Origin of the sequence: Bradyrhizobium sp. AZCC 2176 (assembly GCF_036924645.1) — a bacterium.
In the GTDB taxonomy this organism is placed as follows: Bacteria; Pseudomonadota; Alphaproteobacteria; order Rhizobiales; family Xanthobacteraceae; genus Bradyrhizobium.
Genome location: NZ_JAZHRX010000001.1, coordinates 3579079 through 3596064, shown reverse-complemented (window position 1 = coordinate 3596064; position 16986 = coordinate 3579079). Strand labels below are relative to the sequence as shown.

Sequence of the window (16986 nt, the reverse complement as noted above, 5' to 3'; positions counted from 1 at the left end):
CGGGCCCGTTAAGGAGCCATGAGTGCGACACGTTACGGTGGCGGGAAGGTAAACGATGTGTTGGTGAGGTCAAACATTCTGCAAGGCAGGCAAACGGCGAATGCCGAAGCATCCGCCGCCTGCCTTCGCCACGACCTCGCCACAGGTTACGAGGCCTTGGAAATTACGGAGCCTTGGAAATTACGGAGTCTTGGAAAATACGAAGCCTTGGAAATTACGAAGCCTTTGAAACTTCCATCAGCAGCCGTTCGGCCTTGGCATCCTCGATGCGGTTCACAAAGCGGCTGCTCTCATGAACGTCACGCACGGTCTTGGTCAGGGTGACGCAGGACTGAACGAGCATCACGATGCCCATCGCGAGATAGCCCTTGATCCAGAGGTCGACGGGGAGAAAGTACACGCCGATCGCGACCAGGAACGCCGAGGTGCCGAACGAAGCATAGGTGAAGGTGACCCAGGCGTTGCTGTGGTGTTGGATATTCTGATTCATGGCGCCATCCTGCAAATGAGATTATGCGATGAAATATCGGTCTCAGACGGACAGCATGCGCTTCGCGAAGCCACGCCGCAACCTAATCCGCCGGGCATTTCTGCGCCCGCGCCAGTTAATGAGCCATGAGCCAGTCGCCCTCAGGTTGTGAAAGGGTAAATGACGCATTGAGCGGCGGCGTCAAATGATTCATGACAAGGAACCGTGGGGCGGATAGGGCCCTCTAGCTGCGAGCGAAAAGCGGATGCTGAGACATCCGTCCGCGCTCGCTGGCGTCGCGCGTCACAGGTTACGCGGCCCTCGCATCCCATCTTCACGCGCAGGCCGGTTCAATCAAATGTTGTCGCCGGTTGCCATCATCATCCGACAAGAGCGAGCACAAGCCCATCGGCAGCAGCAAGAAGAAGCCCGCGCAGAGGGCTCCATTCATGACCTCTGGCGGCACTGCCGATGAGAACATGATCGTGAACAAGGCGAGAACCAGGCCGATGGCAATCGTCGTGCCGAAGGCTGCGGTCAGGAGCGCTCTCAAGAGCGTCGGCAAGCCCCGTGCAAGATACCCGTCCACGAGCCCGGTGATCGACGATACAGGCAAGGTGAGCAGAAAAGACGCAATCGCACATACTGCAATGAAGCCATCGTCGATCTGACCCGCGATGGCAGCAACAACCATCGACACCGCAAGCGCGACCAGCGAGGGGCCCAGCAGAAGAAACGTCACGGTTCGTTTCATTGACGTCGATCCTTTCTTCTTCAGTCTTCCGACGCGAGGCCGGACTGCAGCGATTTCTGAATCATGCCGGGCAGCGAATATGGCGCTATGGCCGCCGACGGACGGCGGATGCTGAAACACCCGCCGTCCGCCTTCGCCAGCACCGCGTCACAGGTTACGCGGCCTTGGAAACTAAGCAGCCTTTCGAATCAGGCGGCCTTGGAAACTTCCATCAGCAGCCGCTCTGCCTTGGCATCCTCGATGCGGTTCACCATCTTGCCGCTCTCGTGCATGTCGCGAACGGTCTTGGTCAGGGTGACGCAGGACTGGACGAGCATGACGATGCCCATCGCCAGATAGCCCTTGATCCAGAGATCGAGCGGCAGGAAGAACACACCGACAGCGACCATGAAGGCCGAGGCGGAAAACGAAACATAGGTGAAGGTAACCCAGGCACCGCTGTGGGGTTGGACGTTCTGGTTCATGATAATTTCCTGTTTGATATGGGTTTAATCGATCGAGGTCAGTTTCAGGCAGCCTGCGTGCGTTTTGCGTTCAGCCGCGCGAGCACGTCGTCCGCGGTTGATTTGAGCCGAGGGCCAAAGCCCTGTTCGGCGAGTTTCTCGGCGGTCGCTTGCGGTCCGCTGGCGGCATCGAGTTCGATCAGGGCATCGGCGGCAGCCTGAGCCTCGATCTGCCGTTCGCGCAGACGCTTCAGCGTGTTCTCCGCTTCCGGCAGCGTGGATTCGTAGGGACGCGCGGCTTCGATGCCGCCCCGGCGCAGCGCGCGAACCGCTTCCGACGCGCGGGCGATACGACGGCCGCGATCGAGTTCGGTGATCCGCGCCTCGGCATTGGCGACATGACGCTTGAGGCGGGCGATTTCCGAAGCGAACAGGGTTCGCGCGGTCATCGCGGCGTCGCGGTCGGCCTCGAGATTGGCGATCGACTGCGCCGCCTCGCGGGCGAGATCTTCCCGGCCACCATCGAGCGCGGCAGTGGCGCGAACTTCAAGATCGGCGATCCGGGCATTGGTGGCGTTCAGACGGCGGCCTTCCTGCTGGTCGCCTGCGATCGCCAGCGCCAGCGTGCGCTTGGAACGTTCAACGGCCGCCGCCGCATCGCGCATCTGCTGGTCGAGAATGAGAAGCGCCGAGCGGTCTTCCAGTTCTTCCCCCGCGGCAGCCACGCTGCCCCGGAAGAGCGTCAAAACAGTTTTGAACATTGGTAGCTCCCTGTGTTATGAGCGATGCTCATGAATTTGTTGTAGCACCAACGTGAGCACTGCTCAAGAACTATTTTGAGCAACGCTCAAGAAATTGGTAAATAATGTCTAAGACGCTGGAAAGACGAGCAAAATTACGGGAAGAACTGATCCTGGCGGCGGAAAGAAGCATTGCCGCACGAGGATTGGCGGGCCTGAAGACACGGGAGCTGGCGCGGGAAATCGGGGTCGCCAACGGTGCGGTCTACAATCTCGTCGATGACCTGGACGAACTCATCCTGCGGGTGGGGTCGCGGACGCTTTCCAGGCTGGATGCTTCCCTCACCGCAGCAGAAAGCAATGGCCCGGCCTCACCGCGGGAGACACTCGTTCGAATTGCCGTGGCCTATTGCGACTTCGCCGCTGAAAATCTCGAACTGTGGCGCGCGCTGTTCGAACACCGGATGGCACCAGGCAAGCCTGTTCCGGAATGGGCGATCAGCGAACAGATGGATCTGTTCCGGCATATCTACCGTCCGCTCGCCGAGCTCCTTCCCCAGCGAACGCCGGCCGAACTCGGCGTGACGGCACGCAGTCTGTTCTCCGCCGCGCACGGCATGGTGCTGCTCGGGCTCGAACAGAAATTGATCGCGGTGCCGGTCGAGGCATTGCGGAAGGAAATTGCATCCATCGTGCGTGCGATGGTCGATGGGCTGGCTTCCACCGTCGTCCCGGGCAAGCGAAGTGCGACACGGGACCCATAGCCGCGTCAGACTTCCGGCACGATGGGGGTCACAGCTCTATCTATCGCCGGCAGCGGTGGTTATGGGTCCCGGCTCAAGGCCGGGACGACGTGGTGGGAGCTGCCCGGCGAACCATGGCAGGCAGCTCAGGTCTCGATAATGATGTAGCTGTCCTCGACGTGCACCGGAAACGTCTCGGCCACATAAGGTCCCTTCTGCAGTTTTTCACCGCTTTCGATTGCGACCGGATAGGAGCGGACCTTCACCCGCTTCGGATCGAAGTACGATTGCCCGTTGCGCATGTCGAATTCCCAGCCATGCCACGGACAGCGCAAGAGTTCGCCGACGCGGGAGCGCTGGTAGATGCCGGGCTCCGGCGAGGTCAGCCGTGCCACGCAGGCGGCCTTTTCCAGCGGCGCACCTTCATGCGGGCAGCGATTGAGCAGCGCGAAGAATTCGCCATTGACGTGGAACACGACAATGTCGCGGCCGTCGACGCCAAACACCTTGTTGCCGCCGGGCGGGATATCTGACGTGCGGGCGACGATGTGGCGGGCCATGTTATCCTTGTCGTCGCTCAGAGCTTGTAGAGCGCACGCGCGTTACCGTTGAAGATTTTCCGGCGCTCGGTCTCGCTCAGCGGCGTCTTGAAGGCGTAGCGCGGGTCGTCGAAATCCCAGTGCGGATAGTCCGACGAGAACAGCAGACGGTCGGCGCCGACCCACTCGATCAGCGAGCGCAGATGCTTGCCTTCATCGGGCTCATCGATCGGCTGCGTCGTGAACCAGAAATGCTCCTTCACGTATTCGGACGGCCGGCGCTTCAGATGCGGCACCTCGCTGCGGAAGGCTTCGAAGTGCCGATCCATCCGCCAGGTGGCGGATGGAATCCAACCAAAACCGCCCTCGATGAACACGATCTTGAGGTCAGGGAAGCGCTCGGGGACACCTTCGAGCACGAGGCTGGTGAGCTGCGCCGCCATGGTATGCGCGTTCGACTGGTGCTCCTCGACATAATAGGACGGCCAGCCGCCGCCGGTCGGCGCATGCCCGCCATAGCCGCCGACGTGAATACCGAGCGGCAGGCCGAGCTCCTGCGCTCGCGCATAGATCGGCCAGTAACGGCGGCGGCCGAGCGGCTCGTTGGCGCGTGGGCAGACATTGATCTGCACATAGCGGCCGATTTTTGCGCAGCGTTCGATCTCGGCGATCGCGAACTGGGTATCGTCCTGCCCGGCGAGGATCGAGGCCTTCAGCCGCGGATCGCGGTCGGACCAGAACGCGAGCTGCCAGTCGTTGATGGCACGCTGGATCGCAGCGCCAAATTCGAGGTTCTGCTGCGAGAAGATGAAGAGATCAAGCACCTGCAAAATACCGTACTCGACATTGAGCGGATCGAGATGCTGCTTGCGCATGAAATCGAGATCCGAACCAGGCGGCCCGCCGGTCGGCGGCCACGCGTCGCGGCGCGCGATCAGCGGCGAGGAGCGCGGATACGGCGTGGTGCCGATATAGGGCGTACGCAGATGGCTGCCGTAGGTGCGCAAATGCTCCTGCCAGCGTTTCGACAGGAACTGATCGAGGTCGCCATGCGCATGGATGCTCGGGTGAACGTCGCAATCGATGATGCGCAGCCGGCTCTTGGCGGCTTCCTCCTCAGCAAGGATGGGGCGGTCGATGACGTCACTCATGCGATCCTCCTTCGGTATTGAAATTCCATGCGGCGAGCTTCAACCGCGGAAAGGTTTCTAACGGGTTGTCGGCACACATGCGCGAAACGATACTCGCCGGCAGATGCGGCGGCATCGGATCGTCGCCGTCGAACTGCCAATGCGGATAGTCGGACGCAAACAGGAACATCTTGTCGGAGCCGATCTGCTCGATCACGTCGGCAACGCCTGCGGCATCCGGCGGGCCGTCGAACGGCTGCATGGTGACGCGGATATGGTCGCGGATGATCGACGCCGGCTGGCGCTCGACCCACGGCACCTCGACGCGGACCCCGCGCCAGGTCTTGTTGGCGCGCCACATGAAGGCCGGCAGCCAGCTCACGCCTGACTCCATCAGCACGATCTTGAGATCGGGAAATTTACCGAACACGCCTTCATAGATCAGGCTCAGTATCTGGGCCTGAAATGCCTGCGCTTCCGCCAGATAATATTCATAGCGATAGGACGGCCAGCCGATCGAACTCGGCGCAGTACGATAGGCGCTGCCGGCGTGGATCGCGACCGGGAGCTTGTGTTTCTCGGCAGCCTGCCACACCGGCCAGTAATGCCGGCGTCCGAGCAGCGTTTCGCCCTGCGAAAGCACCAGCACGGACACGAAGCGATTGTCGCTGGCTCTTCGCTCGATTTCTTCCACTGCCAGGTCAGGCGCCTGTATTGGCACCACGATCGAGGCGCTCAGCCTTGAATCCTTCGACAGCCATTCGGCCGCGATCCAGTCATTGATCGCCTTGCAGAAGCCGGCCGCCATATAGGAATCGAACACCGCCTGCGCGCCGTAGACGACGTTGCAGATCGCATGGCTCGAACCAAACTGGTCGAACGCGCCGCGCTGCACCATCGCGAGTTCGCTGCCCGGCTTACCATTGGCCGGCCGCCAATCGGCGCGGCCCGAGAACGGCATGTTGGGGGGATAGGAGTTGAGATCGAGGCCGTCGATGGCGCGGCTGACCACCTGCTCTTTCCAGTGGTCGTCGAGATAGGGCAGCAGCGTGGTACGGGTTCCGCCCACCGCGGGATGAATATCGCAGTCGATCCGCGTGGCCGCCATGGAGCTTCCTCGGGTTTTCGTCTCGGCGATCTTGGCGTCGCGTCCGCAACTGTGCCGCCGATGCAGGGGAGGCGCAAGCGCTTTACTGAGGGGGCCGCCTTGCCCGAACTGCACAGCGCATCGAGCCAGCCGTTCGCGACACGAAATATTCGCCAATGGCGAAGCTCGCCTTCTGTGCTACGGAACGCGCGCGCGTATCAGCTAAAGAGATGAAAATGAAATCCGGCAGGCTGGCGATTCTCGCCGTCGCGCTTCTTACCGCCGGCGCATCCACCGCATCGGCCGCCCCGGCAACGGCCAACGGACAGGCCGCGCTCGCGCTTGCCGGCGTCGTGGCGCTATATTCGCCGCTGCTGACCGCGGATGAGCGGGAAGCCGTCAGCGCATTTTTCGTCGGACAGAGCGGCGTGCGTTACGCCAAGAAAATATCCGTCACCGCGGACAAGATCGTCTGCCGGGTCAGCAATGTCGATATCACCACGCTCCTGCGAACTGACGTTCAAGGGCGCCAAGCAAACCATCACCGGACGCCGGGCCAGCGAAATCTTTGCGACCGAAGCCATGGCCGGCGCTCCGCCCGACGGCGCAGCCGGATCGGTGTTCGAAAGCCTCTCGAAGCTCAACTGCACGCTCGATCCTGCCGAGATCAGGCAGAAGGCCGGCGGCGGCGCCAGTTGCTCGTTCGAGACGGGAAATTGAGGCGGCGCCCTTCCCTTCTTCCCTTGTGGGAAAGTGCTTGTCCGAAATAATGGCGTGATATCAACGGCTAAGTGCGTTGGTGTATGGCTGGTGTAAAAAGTAGCTACCGTGTTGCTGGCACAGCGGAATCGACCACCTCTCGCCGATCCGCGAGAGGTGCCATTGCTCCCCTCTGTGAATAAGCGGGAGAAACGCCTCAATCCCTCGTAGCACTACCCTGCATTGTGCCACCGTATAGGCTCCCGATTCGGCTACTGTGGTTGTGTTTTATGGACCCCTCACTAGACGTTGCGATTTCATTCCTCGCCAAGGATGAACCGTTTGCCGCTGAGCTTCACGCGCGGCTGGAGCAGACACTCAAGTTGTTCTTCTTCCCCCGGCAGCAGGAAGAACTCGCAGGGACCGACGGCCTCGAATCGATGCGCACACCGTTTCTCGAATCGAGGGTGGTAGTCATCCTGTTCCGCCAGCCGTGGGGTGAAACACCGTGGACGCGCGTAGAAGAGACGGCGATCAAGGACCGATGCCTCGCGAAAGGATGGAATTCGCTGCTGTTCGTCACCCTCGATAAGACAAGCCCGCGGCCTGTTTGGTTACCGAACACGCACATCCGATTCAGCAATCAGGATTACCCAATCGAGGAGCTTGTCGGGGCCATCAAGGCGCGCGTCCAAGAGAACGGTGGCGAAATCTCAAAGCCGAATCCGCTGATTATCGCAAAGCGGATTAGGGCAGAAGCTGAGCTGCGCCATGACGAGAAGCGGTTCTTCCGAGATCATCCGTTCATCAATCAGACAGCCAAACCGCAGGTGAATGCACTGCTAAACGAAATCGTGCGAAAGGCGCGCGAGGTCGGCGACAGCATCAGCTACACAGTCGACGCGCAAATCCGGGATAGCGAGTGCGTTGTTCGTTATGATGGCATATCGCTTCACGCGCACTGGACACAGCATTTCACAAACGTAATTGAAGATGTCGAACTAAGACTGCGTAGCCTAGGCAATCGCCTCTTCCTGCCGGGCGAACGATACTTCAACACGCGAGAGCCGCGCGAGCTATCGCGGCGCACTTTTAGGCCGCAGCTCGACTTCAACCGCAATCTGCGATGGGCAGATGCCGACACGAAACAACAGCTTCTGAAGGATGACGACATCGTGGAGGAGGCCATTAAGCAATTCCTCCAGCTTGTCGAGCGAGCGAATCGTGGCGACATACCTCGCGACAATCGGTTTGACGATTAGCGGCGGAATCTTAGACCCGTGTCCAGCATTGATAGTCTCCTCGCAATCTTCACGATCAATAAGCTGCGTGATTTGAAGAAGCATTGCCGGGATTCGACAGTGTGTAAGCGAGACCTTGCAGACCTCATCATGTGGTGCCGGTCATCAGCAGAAGCTCCATTCCTGCACGCATCGCACCATCGCCAATTTGTTCCAGAACATCTAACCTTGTCGGATTCCGACCTTGCGGCGCTTGCAGCGAACGGTGTCGGTCGATTCACGCCAGCCGCGCAAAGAACAGCCAACAAGGTTTACGCCACGTTCGAAGAACGGCGGATGCTTTCCGGGCATTTGTTTTGGAACGAACGTGCATGGCATTTTTTCTATTTTGATAATCGTGACCAAGCTAGACACAGAAATCACTGGGCAGGCGGGCCCCATATTCATCTGCTAAACCATCTATGGCCAAATCGATCAGCTGACTCGGTTTGGGAAGAATTTTGTAAAGGAAATCCCTTGATGAAGGGCGCGCTGCACATTCGCTTTGAACGCGGCTAAACAAATGATATCGCGCGGTCCGTTGTCTTTGAACGGTCATTGCGCGGATGGAGTCGCAAGTTCGGCGCGGATCGAGGTCGAGGCCGCGCGGCCGACGATGCAGTGATCAGCTCGGCTTGCGCCGACGCTCCGCGGAGAGAACCCCTCATCCGGCGCTTCGCGCCACCTTCTCCCACAAGGGGAGAAGGGAAGAAACCGCGCGATTGACAGGTCAATCGATCCCCACCCAAATGTCCGCCCAAGAACATCGAGCGAGGCGGATCGCGTGGCCGGTACCGAACAAGAAACTTACGAATGCGACGCGCTGGTGGTGGGCTCGGGCTGCGCCGGGATGTCGGCGGCAGTCACCGCGGGGCATCACGGCCTCAATGTCCTCGTTGTCGAAAAGGAGCTGCGCTTCGGCGGCACCACCGCGCGCTCCGGCGGCTGGCTCTGGATTCCCGGCACCTCGCTGGCGCGCGACTGGGGCATCACCGAGAGCCCCGACCAGGCGCGGACCTATCTGCGGCATGAGGCCGGCAACAGTTTTGACGCCGCGCGCGTCGATGCGTTTCTTTCCGAAGGGCCGAAGGCGGTCGATTTCTTCACGAGCAAGACGGCTGTGCGGTTCGACATGCCGCTGACCTTTCCGGATTATCATGCCGAAGCGCCCGGCGGCGCGCAGGGCGGCCGCTCGATGGTGACGCGGCCGTTCGACGGCCGCGAACTGGGCGAGCACATCAAGGATCTCGGCAGTCCACTGCCCGAACTCACCGTGTTCGGCATGATGTTGGGCTCCGGTAAGGAAATCATCCATTTCATGCGCGCGACCAAATCGCTGACCTCGGCGATCTATGTGGCGAAGCGCCTGTCGAAGCATGCGATGGACGTGCTGCGCCATGGCCGCGGCATGACGTTGACCAACGGCAATGCGCTCGCAGGCCGCCTCGCCAAATCGGCTTTCGACCTGAAAATTCCGCTGTGGCTGTCATCGCCGGTGCACGAACTGATCGTCGAGGACGGCGCAGTGCGCGGCGCGGTCGTCGAACGCCACGGCAAGCTGATCCGTATCAACGCCAAGCGCGGCGTCGTGCTGGCCTGCGGCGGCTTCCCGCACGACGTCGCAAGGCGCAAGACGAAGTTCCCGCATGCGCCCGAGGGCACCGAACATTTCTCGCCGGGTCCTGCCGGCAACACCGGCGATGGACTGCGGCTGGCGGAAGCCGCGGGCGGCCGTATCGAGGACAATTTGCCGAATGCCGCGGCCTGGGTTCCGGTCTCGATCACCGAGCGCAAGGATGGCAGCAAGGGCGTGATGCCGCATTTCATCGACCGCGCCAAACCCGGCGTCATCGCCGTGATGCGCGACGGCAGGCGCTTTGCCAATGAAGGCAATTCCTACCACGATTTCGTGCAGGCGATGGTGAAGGCGGCGAAGCCCGGCGAAGAGATCACGGCGTATCTGTTGTGCGATCATCGCGCGTTGCGAAAATATGGCCTCGGCTGCGTGCCGCCGTTTCCGATGCCGCTGCGCCATCATCTCGCAACCGGCTATCTCAAGCGCGGCGCGACGCTCGCCGAACTCGCCGACCGCACCGGCATCGATCGACAAGGGCTCGAGGCAACGATCGCCGAGTTCAACGCCTCAGCCGCGGAAGGCCGCGATCCCGCCTTCGGCAAAGGCTCGCGCGCCTATAACCGCTACCAGGGCGATGCGCTGCACGGCCCGAACCCCTGCGTCGCGCCAATCAAGGACGGACCGTTTTATGCGATCAAGATGGTGATCGGCGATCTCGGCACCTATGCCGGCATCAGGACCGACGAACACGCGCGGGCGCTGGACGAACACGGCCAGCCGATCGCGGGCCTCTATGCCGCCGGCAACGACATGGCGAGCATCATGGGCGGCAACTATCCCGGCGCCGGCATCACGCTGGGGCCGGCGCTGACGTTCGGGTATATTGCGGGCAAGCACATCAGCGAAAATGCTGAGTCCTAGAAACGTCCGGAGCTGGAACGAACATCGATCGATTCGATTGTCTCGAATCGAACCGGAGATCGTTCAATGCGTCCACAGCGCTTGTCTGCTGCTCTCGTCCTATTGATCCTCCCGGCGCTCGCCGTTGCCGGCGACACCGAATGGCGCCGATACGTGATCCCAAGCACCGGGACCAGCGTCGACATGCCGGTTTCGATCTTCACCAGCGATGCCGGGCCGCCTGAAGGCGGAACCGGGCGACGGTTCTTCACCGAAGACCGCCGCGCCGATCTGACGGTGCAGTCCGTCCCGAATCCCGAGAACTATTCGCCCGCCGCATTCCTGGCCAAGAAGCGGCCGCCTGCCGGCATCATCTACAAGCGGATCACATCTGATTTCTTTGTCGTGTCCAGCATTCGCAACGATCGGATCTGGTACAACCGCTGCAACCGCGGCAACGGCAGCATGAACTGCGTGCTCATCAATTATCCCGTCGCGGAAAAGCGCCAGTGGGACGACGTGGTCGCACGGATAAGTCACACATTGCGAAGCTAGCACGGTCCGCATGACCGGATTCTAGGCAGCCGGGAAAAACGGCAGTTCTGTTCCGAAGCGCGGAACCGTCCGGTGTGCACTGCGTTGCCGAGGGTCGTTGTCAGTAATCGCGAGGTTGTTTAGTGAATCGAAGGGATTTCCTCGCCGCTTCCGCGTTACCGTTGGTGACCGGCGTGGCGCCCAGGCTTCTGTCTGCCGCACAAGCCCAGCCGGCGCCGTTCGATCGATCCATCGTCCGGCAAACGGCACGCGATCTCGCCAGCAAGCCGTACAAGGCGCCCAGCGAGAAGCTGCCCGACAATCTCGCCAATATCGACTACGATCATTATCGCGCGATCCGGTTCTTGCCGGAGCGCGCGCTCTGGCACGGCGAAAAGTTGCCTTTCGAGGCGCAGTTCTTCCATCGCGGTTTTTTCTACAAGACCAGGGTCGACATTTTCGAGGTGAAGGACGGCCAGGCGGCGAAAATCCCCTACCAGCCTGAACTGTTTTCGTTCGGCGATCTGGCGCCGCCGGGCCCGGCGGTAGACCTCGGCTTTGCCGGCTTCCGGCTGCATGCGCCGATCAACAAGCCCGACTATTATGACGAGGTATGTGTGTTTCTCGGCGCGAGCTATTTCCGCGCCGTGGCCAAGGGCCAACTCTACGGACTTTCGGCACGCGGTCTTTCGATCAACACCGGCGAAGCCAAAGGCGAGGAGTTTCCATTTTTCAAGACGTTCTGGATCGAGAAGCCGGCGGCAGGCGCCAATTCCATCGTCGTGCACGCGCTGCTCGACAGCGAGAGCGCCGCCGCGGCCTATCGTTTCACCATCCGGCCCGGCGAGACCACGGTGTTCGATGTTGAAATGGCGATCTATCCGCGCGTGGATCTGGATCATGCCGGCCTCGCGCCGATGACCAGCATGTTCTTCTTTGGGCCGAACGACCGCAAGGACGTCGAGGACTTCCGACCCGCAGTTCACGATTCAGATGGCCTTGCCGTCTTCAACGGCCGCGGCGAGGAGCTTTGGCGGCCGCTGCATAATCCGAGCGATCTGCAGGTTTCCTCGTTTTCCGATCTGAACCCGCGCGGCTTCGGCCTGATGCAGCGCCAGAGGGACTTTTCCGCCTTTCAGGACCTGGAATCCAATTTCGAACGGCGGCCAAGCCTCTGGGCGGAGCCGATCGGCGATTGGGGCGAAGGCGCGGTCAAGCTGCTCGAAATCCCGACCAAGGAAGAGATTCACGACAACATCGCGTCGTTCTGGCTTCCCAAAGCTCCGTTGCCGGCCAAGGGCGAACACACCTACACCTATCGTTTGCACTGGGGACCGGATGCGCCAAAGCCCACTTCGCTGGCGCGATTTTCCCGAACCGGCGTCGGCGCGAGAGGCGACAACGCCACGATCTTCGTGCTCGACGTGACCGGCGAGAAACTGAAATCCGTCGATCCGAAAAAGCTGCGCGGCGTCGTAACGGCCGAGAAGGCCAAGATCCAGAACATCGTCACCCAGCCAAATCCGGCGACCGGCGGCTGGCGGTTGAGCTTCGAACTGTTGAAGGAAAAGAACCCAGTCGAACTCCGCGCGTCGCTCATGCAGGACAATGAGGCGATATCGGAAATCTGGGTTTACCGATGGACACCTTAGCGAAAGCCGGTGGAGCGTCCGGGTCCGGCGATATCCCGCTGAACGAATTCCTTCCCAAGGAAGCGCCGATCGATATGGCGGTGCAGCCATTGCGGCGGTTCGAACCACCGCCGGCGCCAGACTTTGCACCGATGTGGACCCGGCGCGGCTTCATTCTGACCGGCACCGCAATCCTGACTGCGGCAGGCTGTTACGAGATGTACAGGGTTCTCCAGGTCGGTGGCGTCACGGTCCTGGAATCGATCATCCTCGTACTGTTCGTGCTGCTGTTTGCCTGGATCGCCTTTTCCTTCATGTCGGCGCTTGCCGGCTTCTTCGTGCTGCTGGCGAGGAAGAAAAACGAGCTCGGCATCGACCCCGACGCTCCGCTGCCGGCGATCCACAGCCGGACCGCGATGCTGCTGCCGACCTACAATGAGGATCCCTATCGCGTGCTGGCAAGACTGCGCGCGATCTATGAGTCGGTCGAGGAAACCGGGTGCAGCTCGCAGTTCGACTGGTTTGTGCTGAGCGACACCACCGATCCCGCGACCTGGATCGCCGAAGAAAAATGTTTTCTTGGACTTCGACAGGACCTCGGCCACGCGGCTGCGATCTTCTATCGTCATCGCCCCGAGAACACCGCGCGCAAATCAGGCAATATCGAGGACTGGGTGAAGCGGTTCGGCGCCGGCTATGAGAGCATGCTGATCCTCGACGCCGACAGCTTGATGACTGGCGACACCATCGTCAGGCTCGTCGCCGCGATGGAGGCGCATCCCAAGGTCGCGCTGATTCAGACGCTGCCGGTTATCGTCAATGCAAGATCGCTGTTTGCGCGATGGCAGCAGTTCGCAGGAAGGCTGTACGGCCCGATGCTGGCCGCAGGGATTGCATGGTGGCACGGCTCCGAAGGCAATTACTGGGGACATAACGCGATCATTCGGGTCCGGGCCTTTGCGCAATATGCGGGGCTGCCCGAACTCGGGGGACGCAAGCCGTTCGGCGGGCATGTTCTGAGCCACGACTTCATCGAGGCGGCGCTGATGCGGCGCGGCGGCTGGGCGATTCACATGGCGCCGACGCTTTCAGGCAGTTACGAAGAATCTCCGCCCACGCTTTCGGATTTTGCCGCACGCGACCGGCGCTGGTGCCAGGGCAATCTGCAGCATCTGGCGCTGTTGCCGACCCGCGGCTTTCACTGGGTATCGCGGCTTCATTTGCTTACCGGAATTGGATCATATCTCACCGCGCCGCTCTGGCTGATCTTTCTGGTGTTTGGAATTCTGGTATCGCTGCAGGCGCAATTCGTCCGGCCCGAATACTTCCCGAAAGGATATTCGCTGTTTCCGACCTGGCCGGCGCAGGACCCGATCCTGGCGGCATGGGTATTCGTCGGCACGATGGGCATGCTGATCGCGCCAAAGCTGCTGGCCTTCATCGCGCTGCTTGGGAATGGCGACGCGCGAAGGAAGTTCGGCGGCAGCCTCGTTGTGTTCGCGGGCATCATCGCCGAGACCGTCCTTTCGGGCCTGACCGCGCCCATCATGATGATCTTCCAGTCGTCCGCCGTTGCCGAGATCCTGTTCGGGCGCGATGCGGGATGGCAGGTTCAGCGTCGCGACGACGGCGCGGTCTCGCACCGCGACATCGTCAGCACCTATTCGGTGCCGACGTTGATTGGCGTCGTCATGGCCATCAGTGCCTATGCCGTGTCGCTGCCGCTGCTGCTCTGGATGACGCCGGTGATCCTCGGCCTGCTGCTGGCTGTTCCGATTGCCATGCTGTCGTCATCCGCTGGCTCGCACCGAGCTTCGCGACTGTTCAAAACGCCCGAGCAGACTGCGCCGCCGCGCGTCCTGCAGAGGGCCAATGAGCTCGCCAACGCGCCGCATTCGCCCCTCGCCTGCCCGCTGCACGAACTGCGCCACAACGCCGGCTTGCGCGAGGCCCATCTGAACAACCTGTCCGCTCCAAAACCCAGGAAGCGCGGTGAGGTCGATGCGAATCTGGCGATCGCTCGCGCCAGAATCGAAGATGCGGAAACGTTCGAGGATGCGACGGGCTTTCTCAGTACGCGGGAAAAGTTCGCGGCGCTTAATTCGCCTGCCGTTCTCGCAACGCTATTCGTCCTGCCGGAGACGGGTAGTTGCCGGACTGAGACCTTTACTGCTTCAGATTGAACCGCGGCTCTGCGGTCATCCGATAAGCAACCTTGGCCGGCGCGGCAAATCTGCTAGACTGCCTGTCAGCGAGGCGAAAATGGAAGCGTCCTCACCCGAGCGAAGACTCGCTGCGGTCCTTGCCGCCGACATGGTCGGCTACAGCCGGCTGATGGAGGTCGACGAGGCGGGGACACTCGCACGCCTCAAGACCCATCGGCTCGAGCTGATCGATCCCTCGATTGCCAAGAACCGCGGCCGCATCATCAAGACCACCGGCGATGGCATGCTGGTGGAATTCCACAGCGTTGTGGACGCGGTGTCGTGCGCCGCCGAGATCCAACGCCGGATGGCGCGGCGCAATGCCGACGTGTCGCCGGCCAGGTGGATCCAGTTCCGCATCGGCATCAATCTGGGCGACATCATCATCGAGGAGAACGACATCTTCGGCGACGGCGTCAACGTCGCGGCGCGTCTCGAGGTGCTCGCCGATCCCGGCGGCATCTGCGTCTCCGGCGCCGTGCGCGATCAGGTCGGCGACCGGCTCGACGACATCGCCTTCGAGGATCTCGGCAACCAGAACGTCAAGAACATCACCCGCCCGATCCACGTGTTTCGGGTGCGATTCGAGTCAGAAGCAGCCAAGACGCCAATGAGCGCCGATGACGGCGCGGCGGCGACAATCACGACCAGAAAGCCGTCCATCGCGGTGCTGCCGCTGGTCAATATGAGCGGCGATCCGGAGCAGGAATTCTTTGCCGACGGCCTTACCGAGGACATCATCACCGAGCTGTCGCGCTTCCGCGACCTTCTCGTCATCTCGCGCAACTCGACCTTCGTGCACAAGGGCAAGGCGGTGAAGGTACAGGAAATTGCCCGCGAGCTTGACGTCGAATATGTGCTCGAGGGAAGCGTGCGCAAGGTCGGTGATCGCGTCCGCGTCACCGTACAGCTGATCGACGCGCAAACCGACCGGCACGTCTGGGCCGAACGCTACGACCGCAAGCTCGAGGATATCTTCGCGATCCAGGACGAGGTGACCGGCGCGATCGTTGCCACCCTGCCCGGCCGCGTCGAGGCGGCCACGCATGAACGCGCGAAGCGCAAGCGGACCGACAACATGGCGGCCTATGAATGCGTCCTGGCCGCCAAGGTGCTGCATCACCGCTCGCAGCGGGAAGCCAACGCCGAGGCACAGATTCTGCTCGACCGCGCCATCGCGCTCGATCCGAACTATGCGCATGCCCATGCCTGGAAGGCGTGCGTGCTGGGCCAGACCTGGGTCTACGGATGGTGCGAAGATCGCGACGCTACCTTCCAGCAGGTAGCTGCCGAGTTGCAGCTTGCGCTGGCGCTCGATGACAATGACAGCGACGTTCACCGCATCCTGGCCGCGGTGAACCTGACCCGCGACGATCACGATAGCGCCGCCTACCACCAGGAGCGCGCGCTGGCCCTCAATCCCAATTACGACCTTGTCGTGGTCCAGCAAGGCGAGTTTCTGACCTGGCTGGGCCGGCCCGAGGAAGGCATCGACTGGATCAGGAAGGCGATGCGCCTCAACCCCTACCACCCCGAGCGCTTTTGGAATCACCTCGGCCGCGCCCTCTACTGCGCTGAAAAATACGCGGAGGCCGCCGAAGCCTTCGCGCGGATCACGCGGCCCGACTTCACGCATCACGCCTTCCTCGCCGCCATCTTCGCGCAGATGGGCGACGCCGTTGCCGCCGCGGCCCATGCCGCAGAGGTCGTCAAGCTCGAACCGGGTTTCTCGGTGGCCGCCTATCTCGCCACCCAGCACTATAAGCACGAAGCTGACCGCGCGCGTCATCAGGCCGGCCTGCTCGGGGCCGGGTTGCCGGTGTGAGCGATGCGGGATTTGCGGCGCGAGCCCGGCTCCGCCCTTCGGGCTACGCCGCGGCAGCCTTCGCCTGCTTCGCTACGATAGCGCTGAGTGTGGCTTGCCGAGCCGTAGCTTGCGAATGAGCATTACCGATGGAGCCCGGCTCCGCCCTTCGGGCTACGCCGCGGCAGCCTTCGCTTGCTTCGCTACGATAGGACTGAGTGTGGCTTGCCGAGCCGTAGCTTGCGAAGCAAGCGAAGGCTGGTGGGCGCGACAGGGATCGAACCTGTGACCCCTACCATGTCAAGGTAGTGCTCTCCCGCTGAGCTACGCGCCCTGGAAATGGAATGACCAGTCATCCCGCTCCAGCTTTATTCGTATTGGGTGGGGTCCGTATATCGGCTCCAAAGCGCCCCCGCAAGGATGCTTGGACGTAATTTCCGGAGTGTTTCGGAC

Annotated in this window: 16 protein-coding genes and 1 tRNA gene; 9 read left to right on the top strand and 8 right to left on the bottom strand. The window is 61.6% G+C overall.

Annotated elements, in window-relative coordinates:
• Positions 1–214 precede the first annotated feature (214 nt).
• From V1288_RS16690 to V1288_RS16675, 4 genes are all read right to left on the bottom strand, one after another.
• Positions 215–490, bottom strand: a complete 276-nt coding sequence (locus V1288_RS16690; RefSeq protein ID WP_334358070.1) for a YiaA/YiaB family inner membrane protein — start codon at positions 488–490, stop codon at positions 215–217.
• Between the two features lie 313 nt (positions 491–803).
• Positions 804–1223: a hypothetical protein gene (locus tag V1288_RS16685; RefSeq protein WP_334358069.1), complete on the bottom strand. Its 420-nt coding sequence runs from the start codon at positions 1221–1223 to the stop codon at positions 804–806.
• Between the two features lie 188 nt (positions 1224–1411).
• Positions 1412–1687, bottom strand: coding sequence for a YiaA/YiaB family inner membrane protein (locus tag V1288_RS16680; protein WP_247781242.1), 276 nt, complete (start codon positions 1685–1687; stop codon positions 1412–1414).
• A gap of 44 nt (positions 1688–1731) precedes the next feature.
• The gene (locus V1288_RS16675) at positions 1732–2427 is read right to left on the bottom strand and encodes a PspA/IM30 family protein (RefSeq protein WP_334358068.1); all 696 of its coding nucleotides are present in this window, start codon (positions 2425–2427) and stop codon (positions 1732–1734) included.
• A gap of 104 nt (positions 2428–2531) precedes the next feature.
• Between V1288_RS16675 and V1288_RS16670 the strand changes: the two genes are divergently transcribed.
• Positions 2532–3170, top strand: a complete 639-nt coding sequence (locus V1288_RS16670) for a TetR/AcrR family transcriptional regulator (protein WP_334358067.1) — start codon at positions 2532–2534, stop codon at positions 3168–3170.
• A 125-nt stretch (positions 3171–3295) separates the two neighbouring features.
• On the opposite strand, the gene V1288_RS16665 is transcribed toward V1288_RS16670, so the two are convergent.
• The 3 genes from V1288_RS16665 to V1288_RS16655 are packed head-to-tail and all read right to left on the bottom strand — an operon-like array spanning position 3296 to position 5926.
• On the bottom strand, positions 3296–3709 hold the full coding sequence (locus V1288_RS16665) for a Rieske (2Fe-2S) protein (protein ID WP_334358066.1): 414 nt from the start codon (positions 3707–3709) through the stop codon (positions 3296–3298).
• 17 nt (positions 3710–3726) lie between these two features.
• A complete protein-coding gene (locus tag V1288_RS16660; RefSeq protein WP_334358065.1) occupies positions 3727–4839 on the bottom strand; it encodes an amidohydrolase family protein in 1113 nt (370 codons plus the stop codon).
• A complete protein-coding gene (locus V1288_RS16655; protein WP_334358064.1) occupies positions 4832–5926 on the bottom strand; it encodes an amidohydrolase family protein in 1095 nt (364 codons plus the stop codon). Before V1288_RS16655 ends, V1288_RS16660 begins: the two co-directional genes overlap by 8 nt.
• A 155-nt stretch (positions 5927–6081) precedes the next feature.
• Here V1288_RS16655 and V1288_RS16650 point away from each other — a divergent pair, with 155 nt between their 5' ends.
• The 8 genes from V1288_RS16650 (at position 6082) to V1288_RS16615 (ending at position 16554) form a co-directional block, all read left to right on the top strand.
• A complete protein-coding gene (locus V1288_RS16650; protein ID WP_334358063.1) occupies positions 6082–6675 on the top strand; it encodes a hypothetical protein in 594 nt (197 codons plus the stop codon).
• A gap of 219 nt (positions 6676–6894) precedes the next feature.
• On the top strand, positions 6895–7866 hold the full coding sequence (locus V1288_RS16645) for a TIR domain-containing protein (RefSeq protein ID WP_334358062.1): 972 nt from the start codon (positions 6895–6897) through the stop codon (positions 7864–7866).
• 18 nt (positions 7867–7884) lie between these two features.
• Positions 7885–8403, top strand: a complete 519-nt coding sequence (locus V1288_RS16640) for a hypothetical protein (RefSeq protein ID WP_334358061.1) — start codon at positions 7885–7887, stop codon at positions 8401–8403.
• 265 nt (positions 8404–8668) lie between these two features.
• Positions 8669–10381: an FAD-dependent oxidoreductase gene (locus V1288_RS16635; protein ID WP_334358060.1), complete on the top strand. Its 1713-nt coding sequence runs from the start codon at positions 8669–8671 to the stop codon at positions 10379–10381.
• Between the two features lie 66 nt (positions 10382–10447).
• A complete protein-coding gene (locus V1288_RS16630; RefSeq protein WP_334358059.1) occupies positions 10448–10915 on the top strand; it encodes a hypothetical protein in 468 nt (155 codons plus the stop codon).
• 122 nt (positions 10916–11037) lie between these two features.
• Positions 11038–12546: a glucan biosynthesis protein G gene (locus V1288_RS16625; protein ID WP_334358058.1), complete on the top strand. Its 1509-nt coding sequence runs from the start codon at positions 11038–11040 to the stop codon at positions 12544–12546.
• Positions 12534–14708: a glucans biosynthesis glucosyltransferase MdoH gene (gene mdoH, locus V1288_RS16620; RefSeq protein WP_334358057.1), complete on the top strand. Its 2175-nt coding sequence runs from the start codon at positions 12534–12536 to the stop codon at positions 14706–14708. The genes V1288_RS16625 and mdoH overlap by 13 nt, the downstream gene beginning before the upstream one ends.
• 79 nt (positions 14709–14787) lie before the next feature.
• Entirely contained in the window at positions 14788–16554 is a 1767-nt protein-coding gene (locus V1288_RS16615) for an adenylate/guanylate cyclase domain-containing protein (protein ID WP_334358056.1), read from the top strand.
• Between the two features lie 238 nt (positions 16555–16792).
• On the opposite strand, the gene V1288_RS16610 is transcribed toward V1288_RS16615, so the two are convergent.
• Positions 16793–16867, bottom strand: a tRNA-Val gene (locus V1288_RS16610).
• Positions 16868–16986: the final 119 nt, after the last annotated feature.

Coding starts and splice junctions, on each gene's coding strand:
- V1288_RS16690 (WP_334358070.1), bottom strand. CDS start 490: ATGAATCAGAATATCCAACACCACAGCAACGCCTGGGTCACCTTCACC.
- V1288_RS16685 (WP_334358069.1), bottom strand. CDS start 1,223: ATGAAACGAACCGTGACGTTTCTTCTGCTGGGCCCCTCGCTGGTCGCG.
- V1288_RS16680 (WP_247781242.1), bottom strand. CDS start 1,687: ATGAACCAGAACGTCCAACCCCACAGCGGTGCCTGGGTTACCTTCACC.
- V1288_RS16675 (WP_334358068.1), bottom strand. CDS start 2,427: ATGTTCAAAACTGTTTTGACGCTCTTCCGGGGCAGCGTGGCTGCCGCG.
- V1288_RS16670 (WP_334358067.1), top strand. CDS start 2,532: ATGTCTAAGACGCTGGAAAGACGAGCAAAATTACGGGAAGAACTGATC.
- V1288_RS16665 (WP_334358066.1), bottom strand. CDS start 3,709: ATGGCCCGCCACATCGTCGCCCGCACGTCAGATATCCCGCCCGGCGGC.
- V1288_RS16660 (WP_334358065.1), bottom strand. CDS start 4,839: ATGAGTGACGTCATCGACCGCCCCATCCTTGCTGAGGAGGAAGCCGCC.
- V1288_RS16655 (WP_334358064.1), bottom strand. CDS start 5,926: ATGGCGGCCACGCGGATCGACTGCGATATTCATCCCGCGGTGGGCGGA.
- V1288_RS16650 (WP_334358063.1), top strand. CDS start 6,082: ATGGCGAAGCTCGCCTTCTGTGCTACGGAACGCGCGCGCGTATCAGCT.
- V1288_RS16645 (WP_334358062.1), top strand. CDS start 6,895: ATGGACCCCTCACTAGACGTTGCGATTTCATTCCTCGCCAAGGATGAA.
- V1288_RS16630 (WP_334358059.1), top strand. CDS start 10,448: ATGCGTCCACAGCGCTTGTCTGCTGCTCTCGTCCTATTGATCCTCCCG.
- mdoH (WP_334358057.1), top strand. CDS start 12,534: ATGGACACCTTAGCGAAAGCCGGTGGAGCGTCCGGGTCCGGCGATATC.
- V1288_RS16615 (WP_334358056.1), top strand. CDS start 14,788: ATGGAAGCGTCCTCACCCGAGCGAAGACTCGCTGCGGTCCTTGCCGCC.